The organism is Nocardia sp. NPDC050697 (genome assembly GCF_040654395.1).
GTDB lineage: Bacteria > Actinomycetota > Actinomycetes > Mycobacteriales > Mycobacteriaceae > Nocardia.
In genome coordinates, this window is sequence record NZ_JBFAHY010000003.1 from 337,291 (window position 1) to 363,969 (window position 26,679).

The 26,679-nt window shown below is 73.4% G+C and carries 26 protein-coding genes; 11 read left to right on the top strand and 15 right to left on the bottom strand.

Annotated elements, in window-relative coordinates; genetic code table 11:
* Positions 1-109: 109 nt before the first annotated feature.
* Both AB0H71_RS13090 and AB0H71_RS13095 read right to left on the bottom strand, forming a co-directional pair.
* The gene (locus AB0H71_RS13090; RefSeq protein WP_357020354.1) at positions 110-3,130 is read right to left on the bottom strand and encodes an ATP-binding protein; all 3,021 of its coding nucleotides are present in this window, start codon (positions 3,128-3,130) and stop codon (positions 110-112) included.
* Positions 3,127-3,987, bottom strand: a complete 861-nt coding sequence (locus tag AB0H71_RS13095) for a DUF3027 domain-containing protein (protein ID WP_357019118.1) — start codon at positions 3,985-3,987, stop codon at positions 3,127-3,129. The genes AB0H71_RS13090 and AB0H71_RS13095 overlap by 4 nt, the downstream gene beginning before the upstream one ends.
* A gap of 17 nt (positions 3,988-4,004) precedes the next feature.
* Here AB0H71_RS13095 and AB0H71_RS13100 point away from each other — a divergent pair, with 17 nt between their 5' ends.
* From AB0H71_RS13100 to AB0H71_RS13110, 3 genes are read left to right on the top strand one after another with little or no spacing between them, the layout of a single operon-like run.
* The gene (locus AB0H71_RS13100; protein WP_357019121.1) at positions 4,005-4,781 is read left to right on the top strand and encodes a glutaminyl-peptide cyclotransferase; all 777 of its coding nucleotides are present in this window, start codon (positions 4,005-4,007) and stop codon (positions 4,779-4,781) included.
* A gap of 49 nt (positions 4,782-4,830) precedes the next feature.
* The gene (locus AB0H71_RS13105) at positions 4,831-6,576 is read left to right on the top strand and encodes an MFS transporter (protein ID WP_357019124.1); all 1,746 of its coding nucleotides are present in this window, start codon (positions 4,831-4,833) and stop codon (positions 6,574-6,576) included.
* 14 nt (positions 6,577-6,590) lie between these two features.
* Complete coding sequence (locus AB0H71_RS13110; protein WP_357019127.1) at positions 6,591-7,121, top strand: DUF2771 domain-containing protein; 531 nt, start codon at positions 6,591-6,593, stop codon at positions 7,119-7,121.
* 7 nt (positions 7,122-7,128) lie between these two features.
* On the opposite strand, the gene AB0H71_RS13115 is transcribed toward AB0H71_RS13110, so the two are convergent.
* The gene (locus AB0H71_RS13115; protein ID WP_174552787.1) at positions 7,129-7,557 is read right to left on the bottom strand and encodes a cold-shock protein; all 429 of its coding nucleotides are present in this window, start codon (positions 7,555-7,557) and stop codon (positions 7,129-7,131) included.
* A gap of 142 nt (positions 7,558-7,699) precedes the next feature.
* Here AB0H71_RS13115 and AB0H71_RS13120 point away from each other — a divergent pair, with 142 nt between their 5' ends.
* Both AB0H71_RS13120 and AB0H71_RS13125 read left to right on the top strand, forming a co-directional pair.
* Complete coding sequence (locus AB0H71_RS13120; RefSeq protein WP_357019129.1) at positions 7,700-7,921, top strand: hypothetical protein; 222 nt, start codon at positions 7,700-7,702, stop codon at positions 7,919-7,921.
* 387 nt (positions 7,922-8,308) lie between these two features.
* A complete protein-coding gene (locus tag AB0H71_RS13125) occupies positions 8,309-8,935 on the top strand; it encodes a resuscitation-promoting factor Rpf1 domain-containing protein (RefSeq protein ID WP_357019132.1) in 627 nt (208 codons plus the stop codon).
* 85 nt (positions 8,936-9,020) lie between these two features.
* Here AB0H71_RS13125 and AB0H71_RS13130 read toward each other — a convergent pair whose 3' ends face one another.
* Positions 9,021-9,209 carry a hypothetical protein gene (locus tag AB0H71_RS13130; protein WP_357019135.1) on the bottom strand — a complete coding sequence of 63 codons (189 nt, stop codon included), beginning with the start codon at positions 9,207-9,209 and terminating at the stop codon, positions 9,021-9,023.
* A gap of 74 nt (positions 9,210-9,283) precedes the next feature.
* Between AB0H71_RS13130 and AB0H71_RS13135 the strand changes: the two genes are divergently transcribed.
* The gene (locus AB0H71_RS13135; RefSeq protein WP_357019138.1) at positions 9,284-11,575 is read left to right on the top strand and encodes a helicase-associated domain-containing protein; all 2,292 of its coding nucleotides are present in this window, start codon (positions 9,284-9,286) and stop codon (positions 11,573-11,575) included.
* Here AB0H71_RS13135 and AB0H71_RS13140 read toward each other — a convergent pair whose 3' ends face one another.
* Positions 11,576-12,067, bottom strand: a complete 492-nt coding sequence (locus AB0H71_RS13140) for a hypothetical protein (protein ID WP_357019141.1) — start codon at positions 12,065-12,067, stop codon at positions 11,576-11,578.
* Positions 12,068-12,403: 336 nt separating this feature from the next.
* Here AB0H71_RS13140 and AB0H71_RS13145 point away from each other — a divergent pair, with 336 nt between their 5' ends.
* The gene (locus AB0H71_RS13145) at positions 12,404-13,270 is read left to right on the top strand and encodes a hypothetical protein (RefSeq protein ID WP_357019143.1); all 867 of its coding nucleotides are present in this window, start codon (positions 12,404-12,406) and stop codon (positions 13,268-13,270) included.
* Here AB0H71_RS13145 and AB0H71_RS13150 read toward each other — a convergent pair.
* From AB0H71_RS13150 to AB0H71_RS13165, 4 genes are read right to left on the bottom strand one after another with little or no spacing between them, the layout of a single operon-like run.
* Positions 13,267-14,664 (bottom strand): M1 family metallopeptidase, encoded by a 1,398-nt coding sequence (locus tag AB0H71_RS13150; RefSeq protein ID WP_357019146.1) that lies wholly within the window; start codon positions 14,662-14,664, stop codon positions 13,267-13,269. The genes AB0H71_RS13145 and AB0H71_RS13150 overlap by 4 nt on opposite strands.
* 42 nt (positions 14,665-14,706) lie before the next feature.
* Positions 14,707-15,351, bottom strand: a complete 645-nt coding sequence (locus AB0H71_RS13155; RefSeq protein WP_357019149.1) for a LysE family translocator — start codon at positions 15,349-15,351, stop codon at positions 14,707-14,709.
* A gap of 47 nt (positions 15,352-15,398) precedes the next feature.
* Positions 15,399-16,064: a DUF3239 domain-containing protein gene (locus tag AB0H71_RS13160; RefSeq protein ID WP_357019152.1), complete on the bottom strand. Its 666-nt coding sequence runs from the start codon at positions 16,062-16,064 to the stop codon at positions 15,399-15,401.
* A 40-nt stretch (positions 16,065-16,104) separates the two neighbouring features.
* A complete protein-coding gene (locus AB0H71_RS13165) occupies positions 16,105-17,775 on the bottom strand; it encodes a DNA repair helicase XPB (protein ID WP_357019155.1) in 1,671 nt (556 codons plus the stop codon).
* A gap of 101 nt (positions 17,776-17,876) precedes the next feature.
* On the opposite strand from AB0H71_RS13165, the gene AB0H71_RS13170 reads away from it, so the two are divergent.
* Complete coding sequence (locus AB0H71_RS13170) at positions 17,877-18,521, top strand: LysE family translocator (protein ID WP_357019158.1); 645 nt, start codon at positions 17,877-17,879, stop codon at positions 18,519-18,521.
* Here the strand turns inward: AB0H71_RS13170 and AB0H71_RS13175 are convergent.
* Positions 18,518-19,063, bottom strand: coding sequence for a dihydrofolate reductase family protein (locus AB0H71_RS13175; RefSeq protein ID WP_357019161.1), 546 nt, complete (start codon positions 19,061-19,063; stop codon positions 18,518-18,520). The genes AB0H71_RS13170 and AB0H71_RS13175 overlap by 4 nt on opposite strands.
* A gap of 35 nt (positions 19,064-19,098) precedes the next feature.
* Entirely contained in the window at positions 19,099-20,268 is a 1,170-nt protein-coding gene (locus AB0H71_RS13180) for a pyridoxal phosphate-dependent aminotransferase (RefSeq protein WP_357019164.1), read from the bottom strand.
* A gap of 170 nt (positions 20,269-20,438) precedes the next feature.
* Here AB0H71_RS13180 and AB0H71_RS13185 point away from each other — a divergent pair, with 170 nt between their 5' ends.
* Positions 20,439-20,642: a hypothetical protein gene (locus AB0H71_RS13185; protein WP_233015858.1), complete on the top strand. Its 204-nt coding sequence runs from the start codon at positions 20,439-20,441 to the stop codon at positions 20,640-20,642.
* A gap of 36 nt (positions 20,643-20,678) precedes the next feature.
* Here the strand turns inward: AB0H71_RS13185 and AB0H71_RS13190 are convergent, their stop codons facing one another.
* Complete coding sequence (locus tag AB0H71_RS13190) at positions 20,679-21,575, bottom strand: sigma factor (RefSeq protein ID WP_357019167.1); 897 nt, start codon at positions 21,573-21,575, stop codon at positions 20,679-20,681.
* A gap of 92 nt (positions 21,576-21,667) precedes the next feature.
* Between AB0H71_RS13190 and AB0H71_RS13195 the strand changes: the two genes are divergently transcribed.
* Positions 21,668-22,231, top strand: a complete 564-nt coding sequence (locus tag AB0H71_RS13195; protein WP_357019169.1) for a GNAT family N-acetyltransferase — start codon at positions 21,668-21,670, stop codon at positions 22,229-22,231.
* A gap of 62 nt (positions 22,232-22,293) precedes the next feature.
* Here AB0H71_RS13195 and AB0H71_RS13200 read toward each other — a convergent pair whose 3' ends face one another.
* The 3 genes from AB0H71_RS13200 to AB0H71_RS13210 form a co-directional block, all read right to left on the bottom strand.
* Positions 22,294-23,385 carry a 3-deoxy-7-phosphoheptulonate synthase gene (locus tag AB0H71_RS13200; protein ID WP_357019172.1) on the bottom strand — a complete coding sequence of 364 codons (1,092 nt, stop codon included), beginning with the start codon at positions 23,383-23,385 and terminating at the stop codon, positions 22,294-22,296.
* A 167-nt stretch (positions 23,386-23,552) separates the two neighbouring features.
* A complete protein-coding gene (locus AB0H71_RS13205; RefSeq protein WP_357019175.1) occupies positions 23,553-24,020 on the bottom strand; it encodes a carboxymuconolactone decarboxylase family protein in 468 nt (155 codons plus the stop codon).
* A 77-nt stretch (positions 24,021-24,097) separates the two neighbouring features.
* Positions 24,098-24,976 (bottom strand): oxidoreductase, encoded by an 879-nt coding sequence (locus AB0H71_RS13210; RefSeq protein ID WP_357019178.1) that lies wholly within the window; start codon positions 24,974-24,976, stop codon positions 24,098-24,100.
* Positions 24,977-25,063: 87 nt separating this feature from the next.
* Between AB0H71_RS13210 and AB0H71_RS13215 the strand changes: the two genes are divergently transcribed.
* On the top strand, positions 25,064-26,677 hold the full coding sequence (locus AB0H71_RS13215; RefSeq protein WP_357019181.1) for an AMP-binding protein: 1,614 nt from the start codon (positions 25,064-25,066) through the stop codon (positions 26,675-26,677).
* Positions 26,678-26,679: the final 2 nt, after the last annotated feature.

Here is a 26,679-nt window from a genome sequence, read left to right on the forward strand (position 1 = left end):
CCGCCGAGTGTTTCGGCCTTCGGCCGGTCCGGCCGGAGGTGCCGGGCCGGGTGGCCCAGCGCTCGTCAGCCCGCTGCACGTCACCCGGGGTGCGTCAGCGCGAGGTGCGTCAGTGCGGGGCGCGCAGGTGGACGGCGGCGCCGTCGTACCACCAGGGCACGTCCGCCTCGGCCTCGACCGCGCCGGTGAGCCGGACCCGAAGGGCGCCCTCGTGCAGCACCAGCGGGCCGGTCCGGCCGGGCAGGGTGTAGAGGCCGGTCGCCAGGGTCGCGAAGGGCTCGCTCTCCCAGTCCGATTCGCGGCCCGCGCCGAGCACCTCGGCGGTGACGGCGGCGGAGGCGAGCGGCAGGTCGAGCAGGGCGGCCAGCGGCTCGGCCCGCGCCGGGTCGCCCGCCACGATGCGGTCGGCGGGGAGCGCGAAGCCGAACCAGGGCAGGTCGAGCACGAGCGCGTCGGCGGGGTCGAGCACCGCGCCGGAGAGCGCGCGCACCCGCCGGGGTAGCTCGACGTCCTCGATATCGAGGGTCTCCGCCGCCACCGCGGCGGCGAGCAGGCGGTGCGTCCGGGCGATCACCGCGGGCTGCGGGGTGCGCTCGGGGTCGGCGAGCGCGGCGAGCAGGGCGCCGGCCAGCTCCGGGGTGAGTGCGGCCGGGTCGGCGAGCAGCGGGCGCACGGCGTCGAGGCGGCCGGTCAGCTCCGGCGGGTCGAAGGCGTCGAGGAGGCCGGCGAAGGCGGGGTCGGCGGGGTGCCGGAGCAGGCCGAGCGGGGTGCCGCGCCACCGGGCGTGCGTGCGCAGCCACCAGGCGGTGTAGCCGTCGCGGTCGGCGAGCAGCGGGCGGGTGCGCTCGCCGTCGAGCAGCAGGGTGAGCGCGCGCGGCCAGGCGTCGTCGGCCACCAGGTCCAGGTCGCGGACCGCGGCGAGCAGCGGGGGGTCCTCGGCGAGCCCGTCCCACCAGGTGTCCTCGTCGTCCAGGTCGTGGTCGGGGCCGGTCGGGTCAGGCTCGGTGATGACGGAGAAGTCCCAGCTCACACCGACCGCGCGCAGCCCGGCGGCGCCGTACCCCTCGACCACCGCGGCGGCAACGGTGCCGAAGGGGGCATCCTCGACCAGGACCTCGCGCAGCGGGGCGCCGGGGAGCAGGAGTTCGTCGGCGGGGCGCGGCTCGCCGGTCTCGTCCGGCACCTCGAGCAGCCCGAGCCAGCGCGGGAGCGGGACGGTGGTGAGCTCGGCGAGCCGGAGCACCGCGTCGACCAGGTCCTCGTCGTCCGGGGCGTCGTCGAGTTCGGCGCGCAGCGCGGGGTCGGTGAGCAGGTCGAGCGCGTCGGCCTGGCGGGCGCCGAGCCGGGTGAGCAGCGGGTGCGCCGCCTCCGGGTGCACCAGCCGGGACCAGTGCACCGGGACGACGACGGTGAGCTCCTCGTCCAGCACGGTGGTGCGCGGGCCGGTCACCAGCCTGCCGTCGGCGAGCGGGACCGCGAGCGCGCCCAGCTCCTCCGCGGTGCGCGGGTCGGTGACGTAGGGCTCCAGCGCGGCGTAGAGCCGGTGCCACCAGCGGGCCGGGCGCTCCAGGCCGGAGCTGTGCTCGGCGATCAGCGCCGGGGTGAGCAGCGGGACGTCGAGCGTGGCGAGGGCGCGGACCGCCGCGGTGTCGGAGAGCTCCGGGATGACGAGGGGCCCGGCGAAGCCGGCGAGGAGGTCGGCGAGCTCCGGGGTGAGGTCGGGGAGGACGCGGGTCCGCGCGGGAATCTGCGCGGGCGAGGCGGGCCACCCCTGGACCCGAGCGGCGCCGAACGCCTGGGCTGCGTCGTCGGCGACGGGCCGGCCGGCGGTCTCGGCCGCGCCGGGCCAGGGGGCAGCCGCCCCGGCGGGCGAACCGGTGGCGCTCGCGCTGTCGAGGCCGGACTCCGGCAGCACGTCGCGGGCGGCGACAGCGGACGGCTCCGGCTCCGGGAGGTCCCACGGATCGACCACCCGTGATTCGGTCGGCACCGGGGCGTAGGCGGAGGTCGAGCCCTCCCCCGGGGCGGCGAACTCGTCCGGGACGGCGACCACCGGCAACCACGGGTGCGTGCGGAGTTCCCGCACGACGGCCTCGCGCAGCACCGCATCCACCTCACCGAGCGGGAACCCGGGCGCGGGGACGAGCACCAGCCGGTCGCGCGGCGGCAGCGCGGCCGCGAAATCGGCGTACCCGGCGGCGTACTCGGCGAGCGCGACGCCGGGCAGCAGCCGGCGCCGATCCGGCTGCATGGGGATATCGGCGATGAGCAGCGCGGGGAGCGAGAGCTCCTCGTCGGAGCGGGTGGGGGCGCGCAGCACGTCGGGCGCGGCGGGGTACGGGCGGCCGTCCCGCAGCGGGACCAGCCAGCGGCCGCGCGCGGTGCGGTACTCCCACCACCGCTTCGGCTCGGCGCCGCCGGTGATGGTGAGTTCGGTGAGCCCGGCCCCGGCGGGACGCTCGGCGCGGGTGTAGCGCCTGCCCGCGATCTCGAGCACCGCCAAGGCGGGCAGCTCCAGCAGCAGCTCGGCCGCCTCGGCGGCGAAACCGGCGAGCAGGGCGGCGGCGTCGATATCGGCGCGCAGGGTGAGCACGACCTCGGTGTCACCGGTCGCGGGCGGGGTGCCGAGCGGCCAGGCCAGCCGCAGCACCGGCACGCTCACCCCGGCCAGCTCGGCGAGGCGCTCCGGGGCGGTGGCCGCGGCGGCGGCTCCGGTCTCGGCGAGCGAGAAGCGCACGCCGCCGGTGCGCGAGCGCACCTCGATCTCGTCGGCGACCGCGCGCACCGCGGTGAAGCCGACGCCGAACCGGCCCACGCTCTCGTCCGCCTTGTCCGAGGCGCGCAGCGCGGTGAGCGCGCGCACCCCGGTGATATCGAGCGGCGCACCGGTATTCGCGACGTGCAGGGCGCGGCCGTCCAGCCACACCGTGAGCACGCCTTCGGTACCCGCCTTGGCGGCGGCGTCGGCCGCGTTCTGGGCCAGCTCGGTGAGCAGCCGGTCGCGGTACCCGGCGACCACCAGATCGGCCTCGGAGGCGGCGTCCTCACGCAGCCGGGTGGGCGAATCCCGCCAGGCCGCGAGGACCGCCGCCCGCAGTGCCGCCGTGCCGAACGGGTCGTCCCCGGTCAGCTCCACTGACCCGGCTCGGCCGCTTCCGCCTCGTCCGGCGTCAGCGCGGGCGGCACCGCCGAGCCGTCGGCCGCGATGGACTCGCCCTCGGCCACCGGGGCGGCGACCGGCGGCGCGATGGCGACGACCTCGACGGCGGCATCGTCGTACGCCTCGTACCGCGCCGACCCGCCGCCCGAGGGCAGCTCGGTGTCCGAGTGCGCCCCGCACCCGTACCCGGTGTGCACGACCCGCCCGTCCGCCCCCATGGCATTCCCGCAGACCCCGAAGGCGGCCCGCATGGCACCGGCCAGCGGCAGGAAGAAGCCGCAGAGCCCGCAGGTCGACGGCGCCGCCTTGGCCATGTCGGCACCGGGGCCGAACTCGCCGAACCAGCGCTCGGCCGCCTCCTCGCGCCCCTCGAGGCTGAGCACCTGCGGGCGCCCGAGCCCGATGTCCCGCGCCACCTCGTCGACGGCCGGATCACCGTTCAGCACGTACCCGGGCACCAGCCGCGGATCGTTCGCGGTGGGCGGCAGCAGGTCGCCCGGGCCGAGGTCGCCGGGGCGCACCCGCTGGTCCCACGGCACGAAGTCCGGCGCGACCAGCGCGTCCGGCCCCGGCAGCAGGGCGGACTCGCTCACCGTCACCCGATCGTCGCCGGGCGCCGCCGCCACCACGACCGCCCACTGCCAGCCCCGGTACCCGGGGAGGGTGGCCTCGAAGCGGTGCGTGGCCGCGGTCTCGTCCTCGGAACTCACCCCGAGGTGCTCCCCCACGCCGGACGATTCCAGCTCCAGGAGCGCACGTCGAGCCAGCTCGACGGCGTCGGCCAGGAGGGGCCGTACGCCGGCCTCCGTAACAGAAACTGCGCTCACGGCCTACATTTTGCCGCATGGAACCCAACCGGCGTACGTCGGCCGCTCTGCTCGCGCTCGCGCTGCTCGCCATGGCCGCGTGCGGGGGCGCCGGCGAGGACACGCCACGCTGGAAGATCGAGGTGCTCGGCACCCGTCCGCACACCCCCGGCGCCTTCACCCAGGGGCTCGATGTGGCCGGGCCGGTGCTCTACGAGGGCACCGGCAAACCGGGGCAGTCCTGGGTGCGCGCCACCGACCTGGCCACCGGCGCCGAACTGGCGAGGGCCGAGCTCCCCGCACCGCTCTTCGGCGAGGGGATCGCCAGGATCGGCGAGTCCGTGTGGCAACTCACCTGGCAGGACGGCATCGCGATCGAGCGCGACCCCGCCACCCTGGCCGAGCGCCGCCGGGTGCGCTACGCGGGCGAGGGCTGGGGGCTCTGCGCCCGCGCGGAGACGCTGGTCATGAGCAACGGCTCCGACACCCTCACCTTCCGCGACCCCGCCACCTTCGACATCACCGGCAGCACCAGGCTGACCGGCCACAACGAGGCGCGGCTGAACGAACTCGACTGCGCGCCGGACGGTTCGGTGTACGCCAACAACTGGCCGACCGGCGAGATCCTGCGCATCGACCCCGATTCCGGCGCGGTGCTCGCCACCATCGACGGCTCCGGGCTGCTCTCCGCCGCGCAGCGCGCGACCGCCGATGTGCTGAACGGCATCGCGCACCTGCCAGGCACCGATCGCTTCCTGGTGACCGGCAAATACTGGCCGACGGTCTTCGAGGTCCGGTTCGTCCCGGAGGGGTGAGCCCGCCGCCGGTGAACACCACCCGCGCGGATGCGCCAGAATTGAGGGCGTGACCACTCCCCGCGAACCCTCCGGTGCCAACCGCGGTCGCTGGGACGGCGACGACGAGACGGACCGGGGGCACCCCGGCTTCGACCGGTACCCCCCGCCGGACAGTGCCCGCGGGCCGCTGCCCCGGCTCGACACCGAGCGCGGGCCGAACCGCCCGCTGCCCCCGGCGAAACCGGCAGCGCGCCGGCGTCCGATCATCCGCAAGCCCGCCCCGCGCACCGGGCCGCGGGTGGACCGCCCCGGCACCACCCGCCCGAACACCATCCCCTTCGCGACGGAGGAGCAGCAACCGCCGGGCGACGAGCCGCAGCGGACACCGCGCAAACTCACGGTGACCCGGGTCGCCGCCATGCGCGGCCGGGAGCTCACCGAGCGCGGCATCGCGACCTTCCAGCGCGCCGCCAAGGCGAACGGCGCCGACGAGTCCGGGCTGACCGCGCTCACCTACGCCACCATGGCGAACTTCGCGCTGGACGCGGCGATCGCGGTGGCGCTGGCCAACACCCTGTTCTTCGCCAGCGCCACCGCGGAGAGCAAGACCAATGTGGCGCTCTACCTGCTCATCACCATCGCGCCGTTCGCGGTGATCGCCCCGCTCATCGGCCCGCTGCTCGACCGGCTGCAGCGCGGCCGCAGGCTGGCGCTCGCCACCTCGTTCGCCGGGCGCGCGGTGATCGCGGTGCTGCTCATCCTGGAGTTCGACACCTGGGGGCTCTATCCGCTCGCGCTCTGCATGCTGATCGGCAGCAAGTCGTTCGCGGTGCTGAAGAGCGCGGTGACGCCGCGGGTGCTGCCGCCGGAGATCGACCTGGTGCGCACCAACTCCCGGCTCACGGTGTTCGGCCTGGTCGGCGGGACGCTCGGGGCGGGCGCGGTGGCGGCGGGCACCGCGGCGATCTTCGGCTCGAACGGCGCGCTGGTGCTGGCCACGCTGATCGCCGTCGCCGGGGTCTTCCTGAGCCTGCGCATCCCCTCCTGGGTGGAGGTCACCGAGGGCGAGGTGCCCGCGACGCTCGGCTACCACGGCGCCGACGCCACCACCGAGGTGCTCGCGCCGGACGCCGCCGCCACCGTGCCCGCGCGCAAGCGCAGGCAGCCGCTCGGCCGCTCGGTGGTGACCGGGCTCTGGGGCAACAGCGGCATCCGGGTGCTGACCGGGTTCCTCACCTTCTACGTCGCCTTCGTGGCGAAGGGCAGCGGGGAGAGCCCGGTGCAGCAGGCGGCCATGCTCGGCGCGGCCGGCGCGGCCGCCGCCGTCGGCAACTTCGCGGGCAATGCCACCGGCGCCCGGATCCCGCTGGGCAGGCCCGCGCTGATCGTCGTCTACTGCGCCACCGCGTGCACCGTGGTCGCGGTGCTCGCCCTGGTGCTGAACAGCCTGCTCGGCGCGGTGCTCGCCGCGCTGGTGGCCTCCGCCGCCAGCGCGCTGGCCAAGGTCTCGCTGGACGCCGCCATCCAGGACGACCTGCCGCCGGAGTCCATCGCCTCCGGTTTCGGCAGGTCGGAGACGGTGCTGCAGCTGAGCTGGGTGATCGGCGGGGCGGGCGGTGTGCTGCTGCCGACCGAGTGGTGGAAGGGTTTCGCGGTGGTGTCCGGCGTCCTCATGCTCGGGCTGATCCAGACCGTGCTCAGCCACCGCGGCCACTCGCTGCTGCCCGGGCTGGGCGGCAACCGGCCGCAGCACGCCGAGCAGGAAGTGCCGCACGCCACCAGGGCCGACCCGGGCCCGCCACCCACTCGCTGAGGAGAGCCCCGCTGGTGACCACCAGAACCCGTACCGTCGTCGCGATCTCCGCCGTCGTCCTGCTGGTGGCGGTCGCCGCCTACGCGGGCGTGCTCGCCCTGCTGATCCGGGACGCCCCGCGCAAGGATCCCGCGGTCACCGCGTACGCGTACGGCCGCACCGTGACCGTCGAGCCGTTCCTCTACTGCTCGGTGCGCATGGAGAACTGCCGCTACGGCGATACCGTCGACCTCGAGGTGCCGCCCGGCTACCCGCTGCAGCTCTCGCTGCCGCCGCAGATCGCCGAGGCGCCCTGGCTGGCCCAGCTGATCTACGAGCGCCCGGACGGCGAGCAGGTGGACCGGCTGGTGGCGCACGACGACTTCGGTAAGGACGTGCTCGCGGTCACGCTGGATTCCCGGCCGGAGCCGAACCTGCGGCTGGTCGGCGTCGAGATCCAGCTGCCGATCCTGGCCAGGGACGAGACCGGTCGGGAGTTCTACGTGCCGCACGCCGCCTGGTCGATCAATACGGCGCCGGAGGAGGGCGGGCAGCCCGCGGAGTGAGCCCGGCTCAGTGGTCGAGCTCGCGGGCGACCGCCCGCACCACCTCGGAGATCCGCTGCGCGGTCTTGCGATCCGGGTAGCGGCCCTTGCGCAGGTCCGGCTGCACGGTCGCCTCCAGCAGCGTGATCATGTCCTCGACCATGCCGTGCAGCTCGTCCGGGGTGTGCCTGCGGGCGACCGGCTCGCGCCGCTCGCTCCGACCCGCGCGCTCCTGGCCCTGCCGCACCGAGGGCGGCGCCTCCAGCAGCTTGAGGCTCAGCGCCTGCGGGCCGCGGCGACCGGCGGCCATGCCGAACTCGACGCGCTGGCCGGGCTTGAGCCCCTCGATACCGTCGGGCAGCGCGGACGAGCGGACGTAGACGTCCTCACCCTCGTCCTGCGAAAGGAAGCCGAAGCCCTTTTCGACGTCGTACCACTTCACCCGGCCGGTCGGCACTGTGCTCACCCGTTCATGTTCGGAGATACCGGGGGATGCCCCGGTGCGAAAAATACGCGCCCCACACTCGTGGGACGCGACCGTTCCCCCGAGTCTACCCCGGTGCGGGTGCCCCCAGCACGCGAGTTCTACGGTCGATGGCGTGACCTCCCCTTCCAGCCCGCGCCGGCCGGGCGATCGGCTGCTGCACGTCGCGCTCGCGCTCTTCGGCGCCGGGCTGCTGGCGATCATCGCGATCTTCCTCACCCCGATCGTCAGCGACGCGAAGCCGGGGCTGCCGCTCTACCTGCTCGCCATGCTGGCGCCGCTCGGCTTCCTGCTCGCGCTCGTCTACGCGCTCCGCTCTGGGCGGCGGGCGCGATAACCCGGGCGCTCCGTTTTTCGTTACCCGCCAAGCGTTGTGATCCTCGTCACATAACAGCGCGATAACGAAGCGGTGACGATCGGCGGCGATGCCCGATTCCCCCCGGTTACCTGGGCGGACGCCCGCGACCCCCGGCGATGCGGGTCCGAGACCCCCGACGCGCGGCGGTTACCAAATAGTGATTTTTCCCCGGATCCGTCGTACCGTTTGTCGCACAGCCGGAAGACATTCCGGCAGTGCCGGACCCGCCGCACCGAGCTTCGCCCCGCGGGAACGGATCAAGCCGACCCAAGCTCAGGGGCGAAGTTCGCAGGTGATCGGAGCGGCGTACCCCAGCGGTTCGCCAGGCACCGGCCCACAGGTGCGGACGAGAGGAAGACACCGGACATGAGTGGACGCCATCGCAAGCCGACCTCCACGGGGCGCACCGTTGCCAAGGTGGCCCTGACCGGCGCCGTCATCGGCAGCGCCGGTGTGGCCCTCGCGGGTAACGCCGCCGCCGCGCCGGATTCCGACTGGGATCGCCTGGCGTCGTGCGAGGCCGGCGGCAACTGGGGCATCAACACCGGAAACGGCTTCCAGGGTGGGCTGCAGTTCTCCCCGAGCACCTGGAAGGCGCACGGCGGCGGTGAGTACGCGGCCTCCGCGAACCACGCCTCGCGCGAAGAGCAGATCGTGGTGGCCGAGCGGGTGCTCGCCTCCCAGGGCTGGGGCGCCTGGCCGTCCTGCTCGGCCAAGCTCGGCCTGAGCAGCGCGCCGAGCCAGCGCTCGGCCCCGGCGGAGTCGGCCCCGAGCTGGGCCCCGCAGGCCGCGCCGCAGCAGCAGGCGCAGGCCGACCCGAACCAGGAGATCTACACCGCCGTCGAGCGGGCGGTCGCCGTCGTGCAGGCGCAGGGCGTGCAGATCCCGCAGCAGGCGCTGGATCTCTTCAACGCCGCGAAGGCGCAGAACACCCAGCTCGACCCGGCACTCGTCGGCTTCTACGAGGCGAACAAGGGCATGCTGCCCTCCTGAGCCGCAAACGATCACGGGCCCCGCATCTCGAGGATGCGGGGCCCGTGATCGTTCGGGCGCCGGTTTCGCGGCGGCCGGACCGGATTCAGCGATTGACCACCGTGTGCGGGTGCACGTAGGGCAGCTCCTCGACGGGGAGCGGGAACTCGGTGTCCTCACCGAACGGCGAAAGGTTGCCGGAGCGGGCCGAGGAGAGTTCGGTCACGGCGTGCTCGCCGTCGGCCACCTTGGGCCAGCCGTTGTCGACATACGGTTTCTTCGATTTGTTCACCACGCGTCCCATTCTGGCAGACCGCAGGCGACCGCGGAGTAGGGACACCGCATCGCCGCACCCGTAGGCTGAATCGGATGTCCACGATCGACTCGCTCACCGGTTGGCTCACCGCCAGGGACGACGCCGCGCTGGTCGGGCTGCTGGAGCTGCGCCCGGATCTGGCCGTGCCGCTGCCGTCCTCCATGACGGTGCTCGCCGCCCGGGTGGAGCAGCGCGCCTCGGTGCTGCGCGCCACCGAGGAGCTGAACACCCTCGAGTTCGCGATCGTGGAGGTGCTGGCCAGGCACGGCACCGAGCGCGCGCCCGGCGACCGCACCCCGCTCACCCGCACCGCGCTGCGGGAGCGGCTGCGCGACCGGGTCGGCGCCGCCGCGCTCGACGCCGCGCTGGCCCGGCTCACCGCCCGCGCCCTGGTCTGGGACGACGGCGAGGAGCTGCACCTGGTGCCCGCCACCGCCGACGGGCTGCCCTGGCCGATCGGCAGCGCCACCGAGATCCCGGACGAACTCACCGAACCCGAGATCACCGCGGCGCTGGCCCGGCTCGGCGAGGCCGAGCGCGCCCTGCTGGAGAAGCTCGCCGCCACCGGCCCGCGCGGGCGCACCAGGGACGCCGCGCCCGGCGCCGACCCGGCCCGGCCGGTGCCGCGGCTGCTCGCCGCCGGGCTGCTGCACCGGGTGGACGACGAGACCGTCGAGATCCCGCTCACCGTCGGCCAGCTGCTCCGCAACGAGGCCGTCACCCGGCCGCACGTGCTGGTCCCGCCGGAGCCGGCGCGCACCGAGTACACCCCCGCCGAGGCCAATGCCGCCGCCGCCGGCGAGGCGGGCGAGTTCCTGCGGCACGCCGCCGCGGTGCTGGCCGCGCTCGGCACGATGCCGGCCCCCGCGCTGCGGGCGGGCGGGCTCGGGGTGCGCGAGCTGCGCCGGGTGTGCAAGCAGGCCGGGGTGGACGAGCCGAGGGCCGGGCTGCTGGTCGAGGTGCTCGCCGCGGCCAGGCTGCTGGAGAAGGGGCTGCCCGACCCGGCGCCCGACCTCGACGCCACCGACGACTTCTGGGCCCCGACCCCGCAGGCCGACGGCTGGGGCGAGGCGCCACCGGCCCGGCGCTGGGCCGTGCTGGCCAGGGCCTGGCTGGAGCTGGACCGGATGCCGTGGCTGATCGGCAGCCGGGACGCCGCGGACAAGCCGCTGCCCGCGCTGGCGCTGGAGCTGCGCAGCCCGCACGCGGTGCGCGACCGGCGGGCCGTGCTCGCGCTGCTCGCCGAGTTCCCGCCGGGCACCGCGATTCCGGCCGCCGACATCTCCCGCATCCTGGCCTGGCGGGAGCCGCGTCGGCGCAGGCAGTACCGCCCGGAGGCGGTCGCCCGCACGCTGGAGGAGGCCACCGCGCTCGGCGTGATCGGCCGCGCCGCGCTCACCTCGGCCGGCCGGGCGCTGCTGCACGGCGGCGCCGACGGCGACGCCGAGGCGGAGATGGCGGCCGCGCTGCCGGAGCCGGTGGACCACGTGCTGGTGCAGGCCGACCTGACGGTGGTCGCGCCCGGCCCGCTGCTGCCCGAGCTGGAGCAGCGCATCGCGCTCACCGCGGACGTCGAGTCGGCGGGCGCCGCCACCGTGTACCGGGTGAGCGAGGGGTCGGTGCGGCGCGCGCTGGACGCCGGGCTGACCGCGGCCGAGCTGCACGCGCTCTTCGGCACGCACTCGCGCACCCCGGTGCCGCAGGCGCTGACCTACCTCATCGACGATGTCGCGCGCAGGCACGGCAGGCTCCGTGCGGGGATGGCGCAGTCCTTCCTGCGCAGCGATGATCCGGCGCTGCTCGCCCAGGTGCTCGCCGCGCCGGTCGCGGCCGAGCTGGCGCTGCGCGGCATCGCCCCGACCGTGGCGATCGCGCAGGCCCCGCTCGGCGAGGTGCTGGAGCGGCTACGGGCCGCGGGATTCGCCCCCGCGGGCGAGGATTCGGCGGGCGTGGTGCTCGACCTGCGCCCGCGCGGCGCGCGCATCCCGGCGCGCAGCACCGTCCGGCAGGCCTACCGCCCGACCCCGCCGAGCACCGAGCAGCTGGAACAGCTGGTGGCCGAGCTCAGGGCCGGGGAGCGCGCGGCCGGGGCCAGGTCCGGGCGCTCGGTGCGCACCGACGGCACCAGAACGAGCACCGCCGCCACCCTCGCGCTGCTGCAGCTGGCCGCGCGAGTGCGGCGTTCGGTGAATATCGGGTATGTCGACGCCGCGGGCGTCGCCACCCAGCGGGTGGTGGAACCCCTCAAGGTCGGCAACGGTCAGCTCGACGCGCTGGACCCGGTGACCGGCGCGGTCCGGCAGTTCACGCTGCACCGGATCGCGTCGGTCGCACTCCTGGAGTGATCAGGCCGTCGGCGAGCCGAGGCAGAAGGTCACCTTCGGCTCGTCCACGGTGATGAACTTGTCGGCGTCCTCGCCGCAGAGCAGCTCGTCGACCTGGCCGTCGATCCGCTTCACCACCTTGAAGGTGGCCTCGGTCGAGGCGCAGTCGGCGTGCTTGTACCCGGTGAGCATGCTGTCCACGTAGCAGCTGCCCTCCTTGAAGTTCGGCGCGAGGCACAGGAAGGCCGTGGTGCTGTCGCCGAGCGTCTCCTCGTAGGAGGTGTAGTCGGCCGCGCACTCGGTCTTGGTGTCGTAGGTCTGCACGACCTGGTAGACGGCCTTCTCCGAGGAGCAGTCGATCGGCTCCGTCTTGGAGTCGACGGCCGAGCCCTCGATCACGTTGATGCAGTCGCCGACCTTCGCCTTGGCGGTGTCGGACTTGCCCGCGTCCTCGATGACCGAACAACCGACAACGGCAACCACGGCCGCGGCCGCCGACACGAGGGCGAGCACGGCACGTGCCGACCGCCTCGTCGCAGGGAACTTCACGGAATAGACCTCTCTCACCGAATGTTCGCGCTGTTCGCGAACTCGGAGAGAATATCGTCAGGGCCGAAGGTGCGCATTAACGACATCTCCGGCCGGAATCGAACGTGGAGGCGGGGTCAGCCCAGGGCCCAGAGCGCCAGCATGCTGCTGCGGAGAATGTTCGGGAGAAGCTGTCCGAGCAGGTACAGGGACGAGTAAGAGGTTTCCACAGGGCATACCTTCCGCAGAGCTCAGGTCGAGCAGTCGAGCAATTCGTGAATCGTGTCGAGCCGGGGAATCCGGTCGTTACGCTCGAGAAGTATGAGCCTCAGCGACGTCGCCGTCGAGCTGTACGGTCTCGCCCCCGGCGAATTCGTGGCAGCCAGGGCCGAGCGGGTGGCCGCCGCGAAGGCGGCCGGTGAGCGGGAGCTGGCCGCCGCGATCGGCGCGCTGCGCAGGCCGACGGTGGCGGCGTGGGCGGTGAATCTGCTGGCGCGCTCGGCATCCGATGAGGTCAGTGCGTTGCTCGCACTCGGGGAGGCGCTGCGCACGGCCCAGCGCGAGCTCTCCGGGCCGCAGCTGCGCACCCTCACCGCGCAGCGCGGGCAGGTGGTGAACGCGCTGGCCCGGCGGGCCGCCGAGCTCGCCGCGGAGCGCGGCCGACCGGTCGGTGAGGCGGTGCTCAGGGAGGTCGGCAACTCCCTGACCGCCGCACTCGCCGATCCGGAGGTGGCGGAAAAGGTCCGCCTCGGCACCCTCGCCAGTGCGACCAGTTACGACGGCTTCGGCCCCGCCGGACCGGAACTCGCCGTCGTCGCCGCCCCGAGAACTCCCGCCCCGAAAAAGACTGCCACGCAGCGCGATTCCCCGAAGCAGCGGAAGGCTCAGGCGGCCGCCGAACGCCGCCGCGCGAGCGAGCGCCGGATCGCCGCGGCCGAGGCGGAGCTCGGCACCGCGGAATCGGAGCGGGATTCGGCGGAAAAAGCCGCGACGGCCGCGGCGGAGACGCTGCGCGACAATGCCGCCCGCATCGAGGAGCTGCGCACGGAACTCGCCGCCGCCGAGGAGCGGCACCGCTTCGCCCGCACCGCCGAGAAGGCGGCGCGGGAGACCCTGCGCGCGGCCGAGACCGAGACCGAGCGGGCCCGCCGCCGGGTGGATAGAGCGCGACGCGAACTGCCGGACTAACCGCGCAGGCTGCCGGGGAAGAGGTATTCGTCCGGCGGCGGGGTCTCGCCGCCGAGCCAGGCGTCGAAGAAGCCGTCCAGCGGGACCGGGGTGCGGCGCTGCACGAACGCCCGCCCGTCCGCCATCGCGGCATTGCCGCCGGCGTACCGCGCCGGGAAGTCGCGGAGCGCGGCGAAGAAGACCTCGTCGCCGACGGTGCGGCGCAGGGCGTGCAGGAACAGCGGCCCGCGGTAGTAGACGGAGGTGAATTCGTCACCCGCACCGGGATTTCCGAGCGGTATCTGCCAGAAGCGCGGCTCGTCCCGGAATCGTGCGACGGTGTCGCGGTACTCGGCGTCCACGTCGGCGCCGTCCACGCGCTCCGGCCACAGGTAGTCGGCGGTGTAGGAGGCGAAGCACTCGTTCAGGCAGATATCGGCCCAGGAGCGGAGCGAGACCGAATCGCCCCACCACTGGTGCGCGATCTCGTGCACCACGGTGTTCAGGTCGACCCATTCGGCGTAGGTCGGCCTGGTCTGGGTCTCCAGCGAGAAGGGCAGCTCGGTGTCGAGGTAGATGCCGCCGACCGCCTCGAACGGGTACGGCCCGAAGAGCTCGGCGGAGAAGTCGAGGATCTCCGGGAGCCGCTGCTCCAGCTCCCGGTGGCGCACCGCGCCCGGCGCGAAGCCGCTCAGGATCGGGGTGCCGTCCGAGGCGGTCTGCTCCAGGAACTCGAAGCGGTCGATGGCGACGGTGGTCAGGTAGCCGATGGTGGGGTGCCGGTTCTCCCAGTCCACGTGGCGCTGCCCGCCGATCACCTCGTCCCTGGTGCGCACGCCGTTGCCCATGACCTGCCACTCGGCCGGGACGGTGGCGCGCAGGGTGAAGGTGGCCTTGTCCAGCGGGGTGTCGTTGAGCGGGTACCAGGTGCGCGCGGAGTGCGGCTCGCCCGCGGCGAAGGCGCCGCCGGAGGGGGCGTAGGTCCAGCCCTCGCCCCCGGTGTCCGGCATGGGGCCGCCGTAGTCCACGATCACCCGGAAGGGTAGCCCGGGGAGCAGCGGGAGCAGCGGGGTGATCACCAGCTCCTGCTCGTCCTGGCTCCGGAAGGCGGCGGGCAGGCCGTTGACGGTCACCATGCGCGCCGGCGGGCCGGTGTAGTCCAGGTGGAAGGCGCGCAGCGGCTGGGTGGCGGTGGCGTCCAGGGTGGTGGTGCCGTCCAGGATGCGGCTCGGCGGGTCGTAGCCGATCGCCACGTCGTAGTGCACCGCGTCGTAGCCGCCGTTGCCGTCCAGCGGGTAGTAGGGGTCGCCGAGGCCGGGCGCGCCGGCGAAGGGGTCCGGCTGCGCGGCCGCCGGCCCCGCCGTGACCAGCGCATACAGCGTCAACACCAGTAGTGCCGCGCCCGTCGACCGCATACCCCTCCTCCGCCCGCCGTGATGTTGCCGAGCGTACGCGGTTCAGCGCGCGGCGAGCCCCTGCTCCACCGCGACGGAGGCGCCGAGTCCGACGATGACGACGCCGCCCGCGCCCCCGACCGCTTCCAGCCGCCGCGGCGAGCGCGCGAACCAGCTCCGCGCCGAGACCGCGAGCAGCGCCCATACGCTGTCGCAGACCAGCGCGATCGCCAGGAAGATCGAGCCGAGCACCAGCAACTGCAGCACGAGTCCGCCCGCCGCCGGGTCGGTGAAGTGCGGCAGCACCGCCGCGAAGAAGACGATCGCCTTGGGGTTCGTCACCCCGACCAGCAGGCTCTGCCGGAACACCCGGGTCCCGGAGGCGTTCGAGGTCTGCGTCCCGAGCACCTCGCGCAGCGCCTTGCGCTCCCGGATGGCCTGGATCCCCAGGTGGATCAGGTACAGCGCGCCCGCCAGCTTGACCACCGCCATGGCCGTCGCCGAGGCGGCGAGCACCGCGCCGAGCCCGACCGCGACGAAGACCAGCGCCACCTGCACGCCGAGCGCGTGCCCGAGCACCGAGATCAGCGCGGCCCGCCGGCCCAGCGTCAGCGCCCGGCCGATGGTGAACAGCACGCCGGGGCCCGGCACGATGACGATCAGCGTGGCGGCGGCGAGGAAGGCGAGCAGGTTGGCGGCCGGGATCATGGCGGCAGTCTAGGGAGCCGGTGCTCCGGCGGCGAGCGATTTCCGGCTCAGGCGCCGAGCTCGTCCGGCAGCTGCTGCGGGTCGAGCAGCAGCCGCTTGAAGGTGCTGCTGCGCACCTTGGCCGCCAGCTCCAGGTTGTCGGTGAGCAGCCGCCACTCGGCCTCGCCGATGGCATCGCGAGCGCGCTCGAGCACGGCCTCGTCGCCGGTGCCCCAGGCGATCGGCATGGCGCTCACGATGGACCAGCGCTGCCCCACCTGGCGCGGCGCCCCGTCGGTGCGCACCGCGATGGCGGGCACCCGCTCCCCCTCGGCGGCGCGGTGCCCCGGCAGCGCCCGCACCTTCCTGGTGACCAGGGCGTAGCGCGGGCCCGGCGCCTCCGGCCCGGCGACGTTCACCAGCGCGAGCAGCACCAGCCCCGACTTCAGCGTCTCGGAGACCACCGCGGGCACCAGCTCGCCCTCGTACAGCCGGTCGACGGTGCCGAGCCGCGCACTCCACAGCACCACCCACAGCGCGACCACGAAACCCAGCGCGAACGCCACCGCCAGCAGGTACGACCAGGGGTGGTTCAGCCACACCAGCCCGGCCGTCGCGGCACCGGCGAGCACGGCGGCGATCGCGGCGAGCAGCCGCCGCCTCCGTAGCTCGGCCACGACTTCGTTCACCGCGTGCGCGTGCCGGTGGTCCACCGCGAATTCGAAGCGTCGCACGTCTCATTCCTAGCACAGCTATCGGAGGACGTGCCTCCACTTATTGACCCTGGTCACCGATCGCCGGGCCGAGCAGGTCGTCCGCGTCGGTGATGCGGTAGGCATACCCCTGTTCGGCCAGGAAACGCTGGCGGTGCGCGGCGTACTCGGCGTCGAGCGTGTCGCGGGCGACCACCGAGTAGAAGTGCGCCTGGCCGCCGTCCCGCTTGGGCCGCAGCAGCCTGCCGAGCCGCTGCGCCTCCTCCTGCCTGGAGCCGAAGGTACCCGAGACCTGCACCGCGACCGACGCTTCCGGCAGGTCGATGGAGAAGTTCGCGACCTTGCTCACCACCAGCACCGGGATCTCGCCGCGCCGGAACGCGTCGAACAGCGCCTCCCGCTCCTTGGTCTTGGTGGCGCCCTGGATGACCGGCGCCTCCAGCTCGGCGCCGAGCTCGTCGAGCTGGTCCAGGTAGGCGCCGATCACCAGGCACTGGGAGTCGCGGTGGCGGTCCAGGATCGAGCGCACCACCGCGACCTTGGTGTGCGCCGTCGAGCAGAGCTTGTACCGCTCCTCCGGCTCGGCGACCGCGTAGGCCATGCGCTCGGCGTCGGTGAGCGTCACCCGCACCTCGACGCAGTCGGCGGGGGCGATCCAGCCCTGCGCCTCGATGTCCTTCCACGGCGCGTCGTAGCGCTTGGGGCCGATCAGCGAGAAGACGTCGCCCTCCCGGCCGTCCTCGCGCACCAGCGTCGCGGTCAGCCCGAGCCTGCGGCGGGACTGCAGGTCGGCGGTCATCCGGAAGACCGGCGCGGGCAGCAGGTGCACCTCGTCGTAGATCACCAGCCCCCAGTCCCTGCTGTCGAAGAGCTCCAGGTGCCGGTACTCGCCCTTGCTGCGCCGGGTGATCACCTGGTAGGTCGCGATGGTGACCGGGCGGATCTCCTTGCGCTCGCCGGAGTACTCGCCGATCTCGTCCTCGGTGAGGCTGGTGCGGGCCAGCAGCTCGCGGCGCCACTGCCTGCCCGCCACGGTATTGGTGACCAGGATCAGCGTCGTCGCCTTCGCCTTCGCCATGGCCGCCGCGCCCACCATGGTCTTGCCCGCGCCGCAGGGCAGCACCACGACGCCGGAGCCGCCCGCCCAGAACGAGTCGGCCGCCATCTCCTGGTAGTCGCGCAGGTGCCAGGCGTTGGTGGCGGTGTCCAGCTCGATCGGGTGCGCCTCGCCGTCCACGTACCCGGCCAGGTCCTCCGCGGGCCAGCCGATCTTCAGCAGCATCTGCTTGATCCGCCCGCGCTCGGACGGGTGCACCTGCACGGTGTCGTCATCGATCCTGGTGCCGAGCATCGGCGCCAGCTTCTTGTGCCGCAGCACCTCCTCCAGCACCGCGCGATCCCTGCTCAGCAGCGTCAGCCCGTGCGCCGGGTGCTTCACCAGCTGCAGCCGCCCGTACCTGGCCATGGTGTCGACGATGTCCACCAGCAGCGGCTGCGGCACCGCGTACCGGGAGAACCGCACCAGCGCGTCCACCACCTGCTCGGCATCGTGCCCCGCCGCCCGCGCGTTCCACAGCGCCAGCGGGGTGATGCGGTAGGTGTGCACGTGCTCCGGCGCGCGCTCCAGCTCCGCGAACGGCGCTATCGCCATCCGTGCCATGTCGGCCGACTCGTGGTCGACCTCGAGCAGCAGCGTCTTGTCGCTCTGCACAATCAGCGGACCGTCGGTCACAGCCCCTCCTTGCCCATTGGTTGCCCCCATTGTCCCAAGCCGTCCAGCGGACGCCCACTGGCCCGCGACAGGGTCAACGCTCAGCGGCCAGGATCGAGTCCATGGTGACGACGACGGCGGTGGCCGGGGTGGCGCTGGCGGCACTCGGCATGGTGCTGACTCCCGGCCCGAACATGATGTACCTGGTGTCGAGGACGGTGGCGCAGGGGCGGGCGGCGGGGCTGATCTCGCTGGGCGGGGTGGCGGCCGGGTTCGGGGTGTACCTGGCGGCGGCGACGGCGGGGATCACGGCGGTGTTCGCGGTGGTCCCGGGGCTGTACCTGGGGATCAAGGTGGCGGGGGCGCTGTATCTGCTGTGGCTGGCGTGGCAGGCGGTGCGGCCGGGCGGGGTCTCGGTGTTCGCGCCGGGCGCGCTGCCCGCCGACCCGGCGCGCCGCCTGTTCGCCATGGGGCTGCTGACCAACCTGCTGAACCCGAAGATCGCCATCATGTACATGGCGCTGATCCCGCAGTTCGTGGAGCCGGGCGCGGGGCGGGTGTGGGCGCAGAGCCTGACGCTCGGCGCGGTGCAGATCGCGGTGGCGCTCACCGTGAACGGGCTGATCGTGCTGGGCGCGGGCGGGATCGCGGCGTTCCTGGCCGGGCGGCCGCTGTGGCTGCGGGCGCAGCGGTGGGTGATGGGGACGATGCTCGGCGCGATCGCGGTGCTGCTCGCCACCGATCGCGCCAGGCCCGTCCCCGCCTAGCCCACCCGGTAGGTCAGCACGGCGAACTGCTCGACCTGCCGCACCCCGGTGAGCGTGAGCCGATCGCTGAGCAGCCGCCGCGGCAGCAGTGGCGCGCCGCCGCCGAGCGTGACCGGCGCGACCGCCGCCACCACCTCGTCCAGCAGCCCGGCATCGGCGAACTGCCCGGCGAGGTCGCCGCCGCCGATCACCCAGATGTCGCGGCCCCCGGCCGCCGCCGTCATCTCGGCGTGCACGGTGCGCACGTCGGCGGCGACGAAGTGCAGGGTCGCGCCGGGGAGCGGGGGCAGCTCGCGGTGCGTGAAGACCCAGCACGGCCGGTCGCCGTACACCTGCTCCCACTGCCCCGGCTCGTCGTGCGCGAGCATCCACTCGTAGGTGGTGGCCCCCATGCACATGGCACCGGTTTCGGCGATCAGCGAAGCGGTGTCCTCCTCCGCGGTGCTCGCACCGGGGACCTCGAAGAGCCACTCCAGGCTGTTCTCCGGGTCGGCGATGTAACCGTCGAGGCTGGTGGCGGTGTAGAACCTGGTCGTCGTCATACGACGAGCCTCCCGCACAACCCTGACAGGGAGCGTCAGCGTTTCCCGACGCCCGCGCGCAGCCGCCGGACCCCCTCGTCCAGCGTCTCGTCCCGCTTGCAGAAGGTGAACCGGACGAGGTGGTTCCAGGCGGCGGTGTCGTCGGCGAAGACGCTCACCGGCACCGCGGCGACGCCGAGCTTCGCGGGCAGCTCGCGGCAGAAGGCGAGCCCGTCCGCGGTGCCGAACGGGGTGACGTCGGCGCAGACGAAATACCCGCCGGAGCTGCGCCGCACGGCGAACCCGGTGTCGGCGAGCGCGGCGGCGAGCCGGGTCCGGCGGGCGGCGAGGGTGGCGTTCAGCTCGACGGCCCAGCCGCGCTCGTGCTCCAGCGCGTGCGCCACCGCGGGCTGGAAGGGGCCGCCGCCGACGAAGGTGAGGAACTGCTTGGCCGCGAGCACGCCGTCGATGAGCGGCCGCGGGCCGAGCGCCCAGCCGATCTTCCAGCCGGTGACGCTGAAGGTCTTGGCCGCGCTGGAGACCACGACGGTGCGCTCCGCCATGCCGGGCAGCGTGGCGATGCTGACGTGCTCGCCGCCGTCGTACACCAGGTGCTCGTACACCTCGTCGGCGAGCACGAGCAGGTCGTGCGCGCAGGCGATCTCGGCGATCGCCGCGAGGTCGGCGCGGCTCAGCACCGCGCCGGTGGGGTTGTGCGGCGAGTTCACCACCAGCATCCGGGTGGCCGGGGTGATCGCCCGGCGCAGGCTGTCCAGGTCGAGCGCGAAGCCGTCGCCGTCGGGGACCAGCGTGGCGGTGCGGCGGTGCGCGCCCGCCAGCGCGACGGCGGCGGCGTAGGAGTCGTAGTACGGCTCGATGAGCACCACCTCGCTGCCCGGCTCCACCAGCCCGAGCAGCGCGGCGGCGATCGCCTCGGTGGCGCCGACGGTCACCAGGACCTCGGTCTCCGGGTCGTACTCGGTGCCGGTGCGGCTCGCCCGCTCGGCGGCGATGGCCCGGCGCAGCGCGGGCACGCCGCGGCCGGGCGGGTACTGGTTGAACCCGCCCGCGATCGCCTCGCGCGCCACCGCGAGCATGCCGGCCGGGCCGTCGCTGTCCGGGAAGCCCTGCCCCAGGTTGACCGCGTCGTGCCGGACGGCCAGCTCGGTCATCTCGGCGAAGATCGTGGCCGCGAACGGGCGGAGGCGGGCGACGGTGGCGGTCATGTCGGAAGCCTATCCCGGCCCTTTTCGTTGCGGCGTGATAGCGAACGGCAATATTTCACTTTTTGTTTACTGCCCCTAGCTGGCCTGTTGTGCGTTGTCCATGCGGGCGCTAGCCTCCCGGTGTTCTACCTCACAGCCACCCCGCGGGTGGTATCTCGAAAGGGGCGTGTATGGCCTCGTACCTCGACCTGCTACTGCAACCGGCCGCGTCGGAGGTCGCCGGATCAGTACTGGGTCTCATCCGAGCCGGAGCCCACGATCTGATCGTCGGCCTCGGCTCCTCGACCGGTGACTGGTTCACCGGATCCTCCACCGGCAGCGGTGGATTCGGCTCGTCGACCCCGGACTGGTTCCTGGGCTCCTCGACGCCGTAGCCGGCTCCGGCCGGGGTGCGGCGCGCCCCGGCCGGGTCAGCTCCAGCCGGAGTTCGGTGCGGCGAGGTCGAAGACGCGCCAGACCGCGTCGTCCCGCACCGCGAAGGCCAGTACCCGATTCCGCTGCCTGCCGCGCAGCAGGAGCCCCAATTCGCCGTTCACCGCGGCGAATTCGTAGCCGTCGGCGGGGTCGGCGTCCGGGCAGCCGATGCCGTTCTCGGCGGCGAGCGCGAGCAGCCGGGTGGCCACCCGCTCGGCGCCATCGGTGACCACCGGGCCGTCCGGGGTTGCCGTGAGGGCCTGCGCGTTCGCATGCAGCTCGTCCGCTACTTCCGCGGTGCCGCAGCCGGATTCGGCACCCTCGCAGACGGCCGCCCGCGCCCGGGCGCGCAGCGCGGTGAGCAGGCGGCGGACCGCGGCCTCGTGCGCGGGCTCGGCGGCGGGGCCCGGGAGCGCCGCGGCTGCGGCCCTGCCGATGGCGGCGGCCCGCGCGGCGGCGGCGGTATCCAGGTCGAGCCAGGTCGCGAGCTCCTCGGCGGGGAGGTCGGGCAGCACGGCGGCGAGTCGCTGGGCGGGGGTCAGCGCGGCAAGGGCGACCACGGTGGTGAGGCGGTTGGCCCGCCTCCCGGCGATGGCCGCCCACTCACCGCCGCCGTTCGGGACGAGCGGGGTGACCAGGGGGTCGGGGAGCCGTTGCGCCGCAGCGGCGCCGCGCTCGGCGGCGACGAGGTGGTCGGCGCAGATGCGGGCGACGGTGGCGGTGAGCCACGCGCCCAAGTCGTCGATCTCGGATTGGTGCACGCCGTTCAGGCGGAGCAGGCACTCCTGGAGCGCGTCCTCGGCGGTGCGGGTACTGCCGGTGAGCCGGTAGCCGAGGCCGAGCAGGCGCGGGCGGTGGGACTCGAAGAGTTCGGCTAGGTAGGCGGCGACCATCGCGCACGATTCTACGGAGCGCGGCTCGCCGCTCCGCTGACAGGTCCGAAAAGGGGATGATCCGGCGTCTCCGGGCGTGTCACCATGCGGGGATGGACGAACGCAGCCTCGCCGACGGGGTCGTCGTGCTCACCCGGCCGCGGGCCGGGGATATCGACGCCATCGTCGCGCACTGCCAGGACCCGGCCATCGCCGAGTGGGTGACGATCCCCGTCCCCTACGGGCGAGCGGACGCGGAGTTCTATCTCGCCGACATCGTGGCCGCCGGGTGGGCGGAGCGCTCCCCGGTCTGGGCCGTGCGGCGGGCCGCCGACGGGCCGATGATCGGGAGTATCGGGCTGCACGACAGCGGTTTCGGGGCCGCCGAGATCGGGTTCTGGCTGGCGCCCGGGGAGCGCGGGAGCGGGCTCATGTCGCGGGCCGTCGGGTTGGTGTGCGCGTTCGGGTTCGAGGAGTTGGAGCTGGCGCGGATCGGGTGGCTGGCGTATGTCGGGAACCGGGCCTCGGCCGCGGTGGTGCGGCGGAACGGGTTTCGGTTCGAGGGGACGCAGCGGTTGGGGGCGGTGCAGCGCGGGGTGCGGCGGGACTGCTGGCTGGGTGGGCGGTTGGTGACCGATGCGCCCGGTCCGGCGGCGGGGTGGCCGTCCGATACCTGAGCCACCCGGGAGGCCACCGACCTGTCCGGGCCGGGGTGCGGGTGCACCCCGGCATCCGGACATCAGCGCTCGCGACGCGCGGCGACCGCGGCGGCGAGCCGATCGAGCTGCGCGGCGGTGGTCTCCCAGTCGATGCAGGCGTCGGTGATGGACTGCCCGTAGGTCAGCTCGTCCGCGTGCCCGAGCGCGAGATCCTGCCGCCCCGCCACCAGGAAGCTCTCCAGCATCATCCCGACGACCCCGGGCTCACCGGCGGCCAGCCGCTCGGCGATGTCGGAGACCACGTCGACCTGCCGGTTGTGGTCCTTGTTGCTGTTGCCGTGGCTGGCATCCACGACGATGCGCTGCGGCAGCCCCGCCTTCTCCAGCCGGATGCACGCCTCGGCGACCGAGCCCGCGTCGTAGTTCGGCCCGGTGCTTCCGCCACGCAGGATGACGTGGCAATCCGGGTTCCCGGTGGTCCGGATGAGCGCCGAACGCCCGTCCAGATCGGTGCCGGGGAAGACGTGGCTCGCCCCGGCGGCGCGGACCCCGTCCACCGCGACCTGCACGTCCCCGTCGGTCCCGTTCTTGATCCCGACCGGCATCGACAGCGCGCTGCTCAGCTGCCGGTGCACCTGGCTGGCGGCGGTCCGCGCCCCGATGGCGCCGTAGGAGACCAGGTCCGCGATGTACTGCGGGGTGATCGGATCGAGGAATTCACACGCCACCGGCAACCCGAGCGCGGTGATGTCGACCAGCACCTTGCGGCCGATGCCGAGCCCGGTATTGACGTCGAACGACCCGTCCAGGTGCGGATCGTTGATCAGCCCCTTCCAGCCCAGCGTGGTGCGCGGCTTCTCGAAGTAGACGCGCATGACCACGAGCAGCCGGTCGTCCAGCTCGGCGGCCTTGGCGGCGAGCTTGCGGGCGTACTCCAGCGCGGCGACCGGGTCGTGCACCGAGCACGGCCCGACGATCACCATGAGGCGGTCATCGGTGCCGTTCAGCACATCGACGGTGGCCGCGCGGCCGCGGCGGACGGTGTCGGCGAGCTCGTCGGTGATCCGGTGCACGCGACGCACCTCGGCGGGCGAGCGCAGCGGGCTGACCGCGAGGGTGCGCTGGTCGTCGAGGTCGGAATGTCGGGCATCGACATCGGCGGCGGTTGTCATTCGTGGGTTCCTTTCTCAGGCCGGCCCACGAAGCGAAACCCCGTCGAGCCGGTCGGTACCGGCTCGGGGTGGTAGATCAGCGCGCGCGGTCCACGCACGCCGGCCCACCCTGGGCCGGCCTGCTAAACCAGTAATCGCGCTGCATGGCACAAACTGTAACAGCTCGGTCAGCCGAACTGGCCGGCCACGTACGACCCGGCCGGGGTGCCCGCGATCACATTGATCCTGTTCCAGGCATTGATGGTGGCGATGCAGGCGATCAGCGCGGCGGCCTGGTCGTCGTCGTAGTGCTTGCGCACCTGCTGCCAGGTGTCGTCGCTCACACCGCCGCCGTCGGCGATCCGGGTGGCCTCCTCGGTGAGCGCGAGCGCGGCCCGCTCCGGCTCGGTGAAGAGCGTCGCCTCCCGCCAGGCCGCGACCAGGTTCAGCCGCACCGGGTCCTCGCCCGCGGCGACGGCATCCTTGTAGTGCATGTCGGTGCACATGCCGCAGCCGTTGATCTGGCTGGCCCGCAGCTTCACCAGCTCCTGGGTGGCGGCGGGCACCGCGTCCGCGAAGACCCGCGATGCGGCGGTGAGGCGCTTGACGAAGCTGCCGGCGACGGCATTGCCGAAGAGGTCGATCCGAGCGGTCATGGCGGTTCCTTCCCTGGTGCCCGCCGCTGAGTGGCGGGCTGTACCAGGGGGACGACGCCGCCGCCCGGGGTGTGACATCAGAGCGGGAAGGTCACCCCGGTCAGCTGCTCGGAGAGTTCCCAGAGTTTCCCGGCGACCTCGTCGTCCTTGGCCGCGGCGGTCGAGCCCGACGAGCCCGGGTAGCCGCGGGTGCCGCCGAACCCGGTGGGGCCGTAGTAGCCGCCGCCCTTCGCCTCGGCGGCGGTGGCGGCGTAGAGCTCCGGCAGCGCGCCCATCTCGGCGCTCTGCGCGAAGATCCGGTTGCCGACCGCCATCAGGCCGTCCAGGAAGGTCTCGGTGTGCGACTGCAGCTCGGTCGCGGCGTAGCCGGGGTGCGCGGCGATGGCGAGCACCGGCGAGCCCGCCGCGGTGAGCCTGCGCTGCAACTCCCGGTTGAAGAGCAGGTTCGCCAGCTTGGACTGGCCGTAGGCGCTCCAGCGCTGGTAGTCCCTGCGCTCCCAGTTCAGGTCGGCGAGGTCGATCTTGCCCGCGCGGTGCGCGCCGCTGGAGACCGTGACCACCCGGCCGGTGATCCGCGGCAGCAGCAGCCCGGTGAGCGCGAAGTGGCCCAGGTGGTTGGTGCCGATCTGCATCTCGAAGCCGTCGGCGGTGCGGCGCAGCGGCACCGCCATCACGCCCGCATTGTTGATGAGCACGTCGATGGGGGTGTCCACCTCGGCGGCGAAGCTGCGCACCGAAGCCAGGTCGGCCAGGTCGAGCCTGCGCACGCTCGCGCGCTCGCCGAGATCGGCGGCGACCTTCTCCCCCTTCGCCACGTCGCGGCAGGCCAGGATGACGGTGGCCCCCGCCTTGCTCAGAGCGCGGGCGGCGACCGCCCCGAGCCCGCTGTTGGCACCGGTGACCACGAAGGTCCGCCCGGTCTGGTCGGCGATCTGCGCTGTGTCCCAACGACCCATGCCGCGAGTCTACGGTTCGGCCCGGCCGTTCCTCCAGCCTGAGATAGGGTTGCCTAACCTATACCCGCTCGTCAGCTGTGAGGAATCGTGACTTCGACATCCACGTCCGCCCATCGTGACGGTTACGTCCCCTTCCCGGCCCCGGCCGCGGCCGAGTACCGGGCGGCGGGGTACTGGGCCGGACGCTCCCTTGGCGACCTCCTCACCGACGCCGCCCGCCGCGCACCCGCCGCCCCCGCCGTGCTGACCGACTCCGGCGCGTGGAGCTACGCCGAACTGGACGCGGCGGCGGAGCGGATGGCGCACGGCCTGCTCGCGCTCGGCATCGCCCCCGGTGACCGGGTGGTGGTGCAGCTGCCGAACGTCCCCGAGTTCGCGACCGTGCTCTTCGGGCTGCTGCGGGCCGGCATCATCCCGGTGCTCACGCTGCCCGCGCACCGGCGCGCCGAGATCGAGCACCTGGCGAACCTCGCCGAGGCGGTGGCGTACGTGATCGCCGACGAGCTGGGCGATTTCGACTACCGCGCGCTCGCCGCCGAGGTGCGGCCCGCGGTACCGAGCCTGCGGCACGTCCTGGTCCTCGGCGACCCCGGCGAGTTCACCGCGCTGTCCGGAGTGCCGCGCGACCCGTCCGGCGAGCTGCCCGCTGTCGACCCCGCCGACATCGCGCTCATGCTGGTCTCCGGCGGCACGACCGGCCTGCCCAAGCTGATCGCCCGCACGCACGACGACTACGCCTACAACGCCGCGGCCAGCGCCGAGATCACCCAGCTCACCGCCGCGGATGTGTATCTGGCGACGCTGCCCGCCGCGCACAACTTCCCGCTCGCCTGCCCTGGAATTCTGGGCGCGGTCACCGTCGGCGCCGCCGTCACCTTCGTCACCGACCCCAGCCCCGAGAGCGCCTTCGCCGTGATCGAGAAGCACCGCGTCACGGTGACCGGCCTGGTGCCTCCGCTGGCCCAGCTCTGGACCGCCGCCGTCGAGTGGGAGGAGGCCGATCTGAGTTCGCTGCGGCTGCTGCAGGTGGGCGGGGCCCGGCTCGCCGATGTGAACGCCCGCGAGGTCACCCCCGCGCTCGGCTGCACCCTGCAGCAGGTCTTCGGCATGGCCGAGGGGTTGATCAACTACACCCGGTTGGACGATTCAGCCGAGTTGATCTGCACCACCCAGGGCAGGCCCATGTCCCCCGCCGACGAACTGCGCGTCGTTGACGAGAACGGCGTGGATGTGGAGCCCGGTGCCGAGGGCGAGCTGCTGACCCGCGGGCCGTACACCATCAACGGCTACTACCGCGCGCCCGAGCACAATGCCCGCGCCTTCACGCCCGACGGGTTCTACCGCAGCGGGGATCTGGTGCGGCAGTTGCCCAGTGGGCATCTCATCGTCTCCGGGCGGATTAAGGACGTGATCAACCGCGGTGGGGAGAATGTGTCCTGCGATGAGCTCGAGGAGCATTTGCTGGCGTTCCCCGGGGTACGGCACGCGGCCGCCGTCGGGCTGGCGGATGCGGTGCTCGGGGAGAAGGTTTGTGCTGTTCTCGTCGTCACCGGGGAGATGCCGACCTTGACGGAGATCAAGAGCTTTCTTACCGGGCGGGGGTTGGCTACGTACAAGTTGCCGGATGTGCTTCGGCAGGCGGAGAGGTTGCCGGTTACGGCGGTGGGGAAGATCGATAAGAAGGTGATGCGCGAGCAGTAATC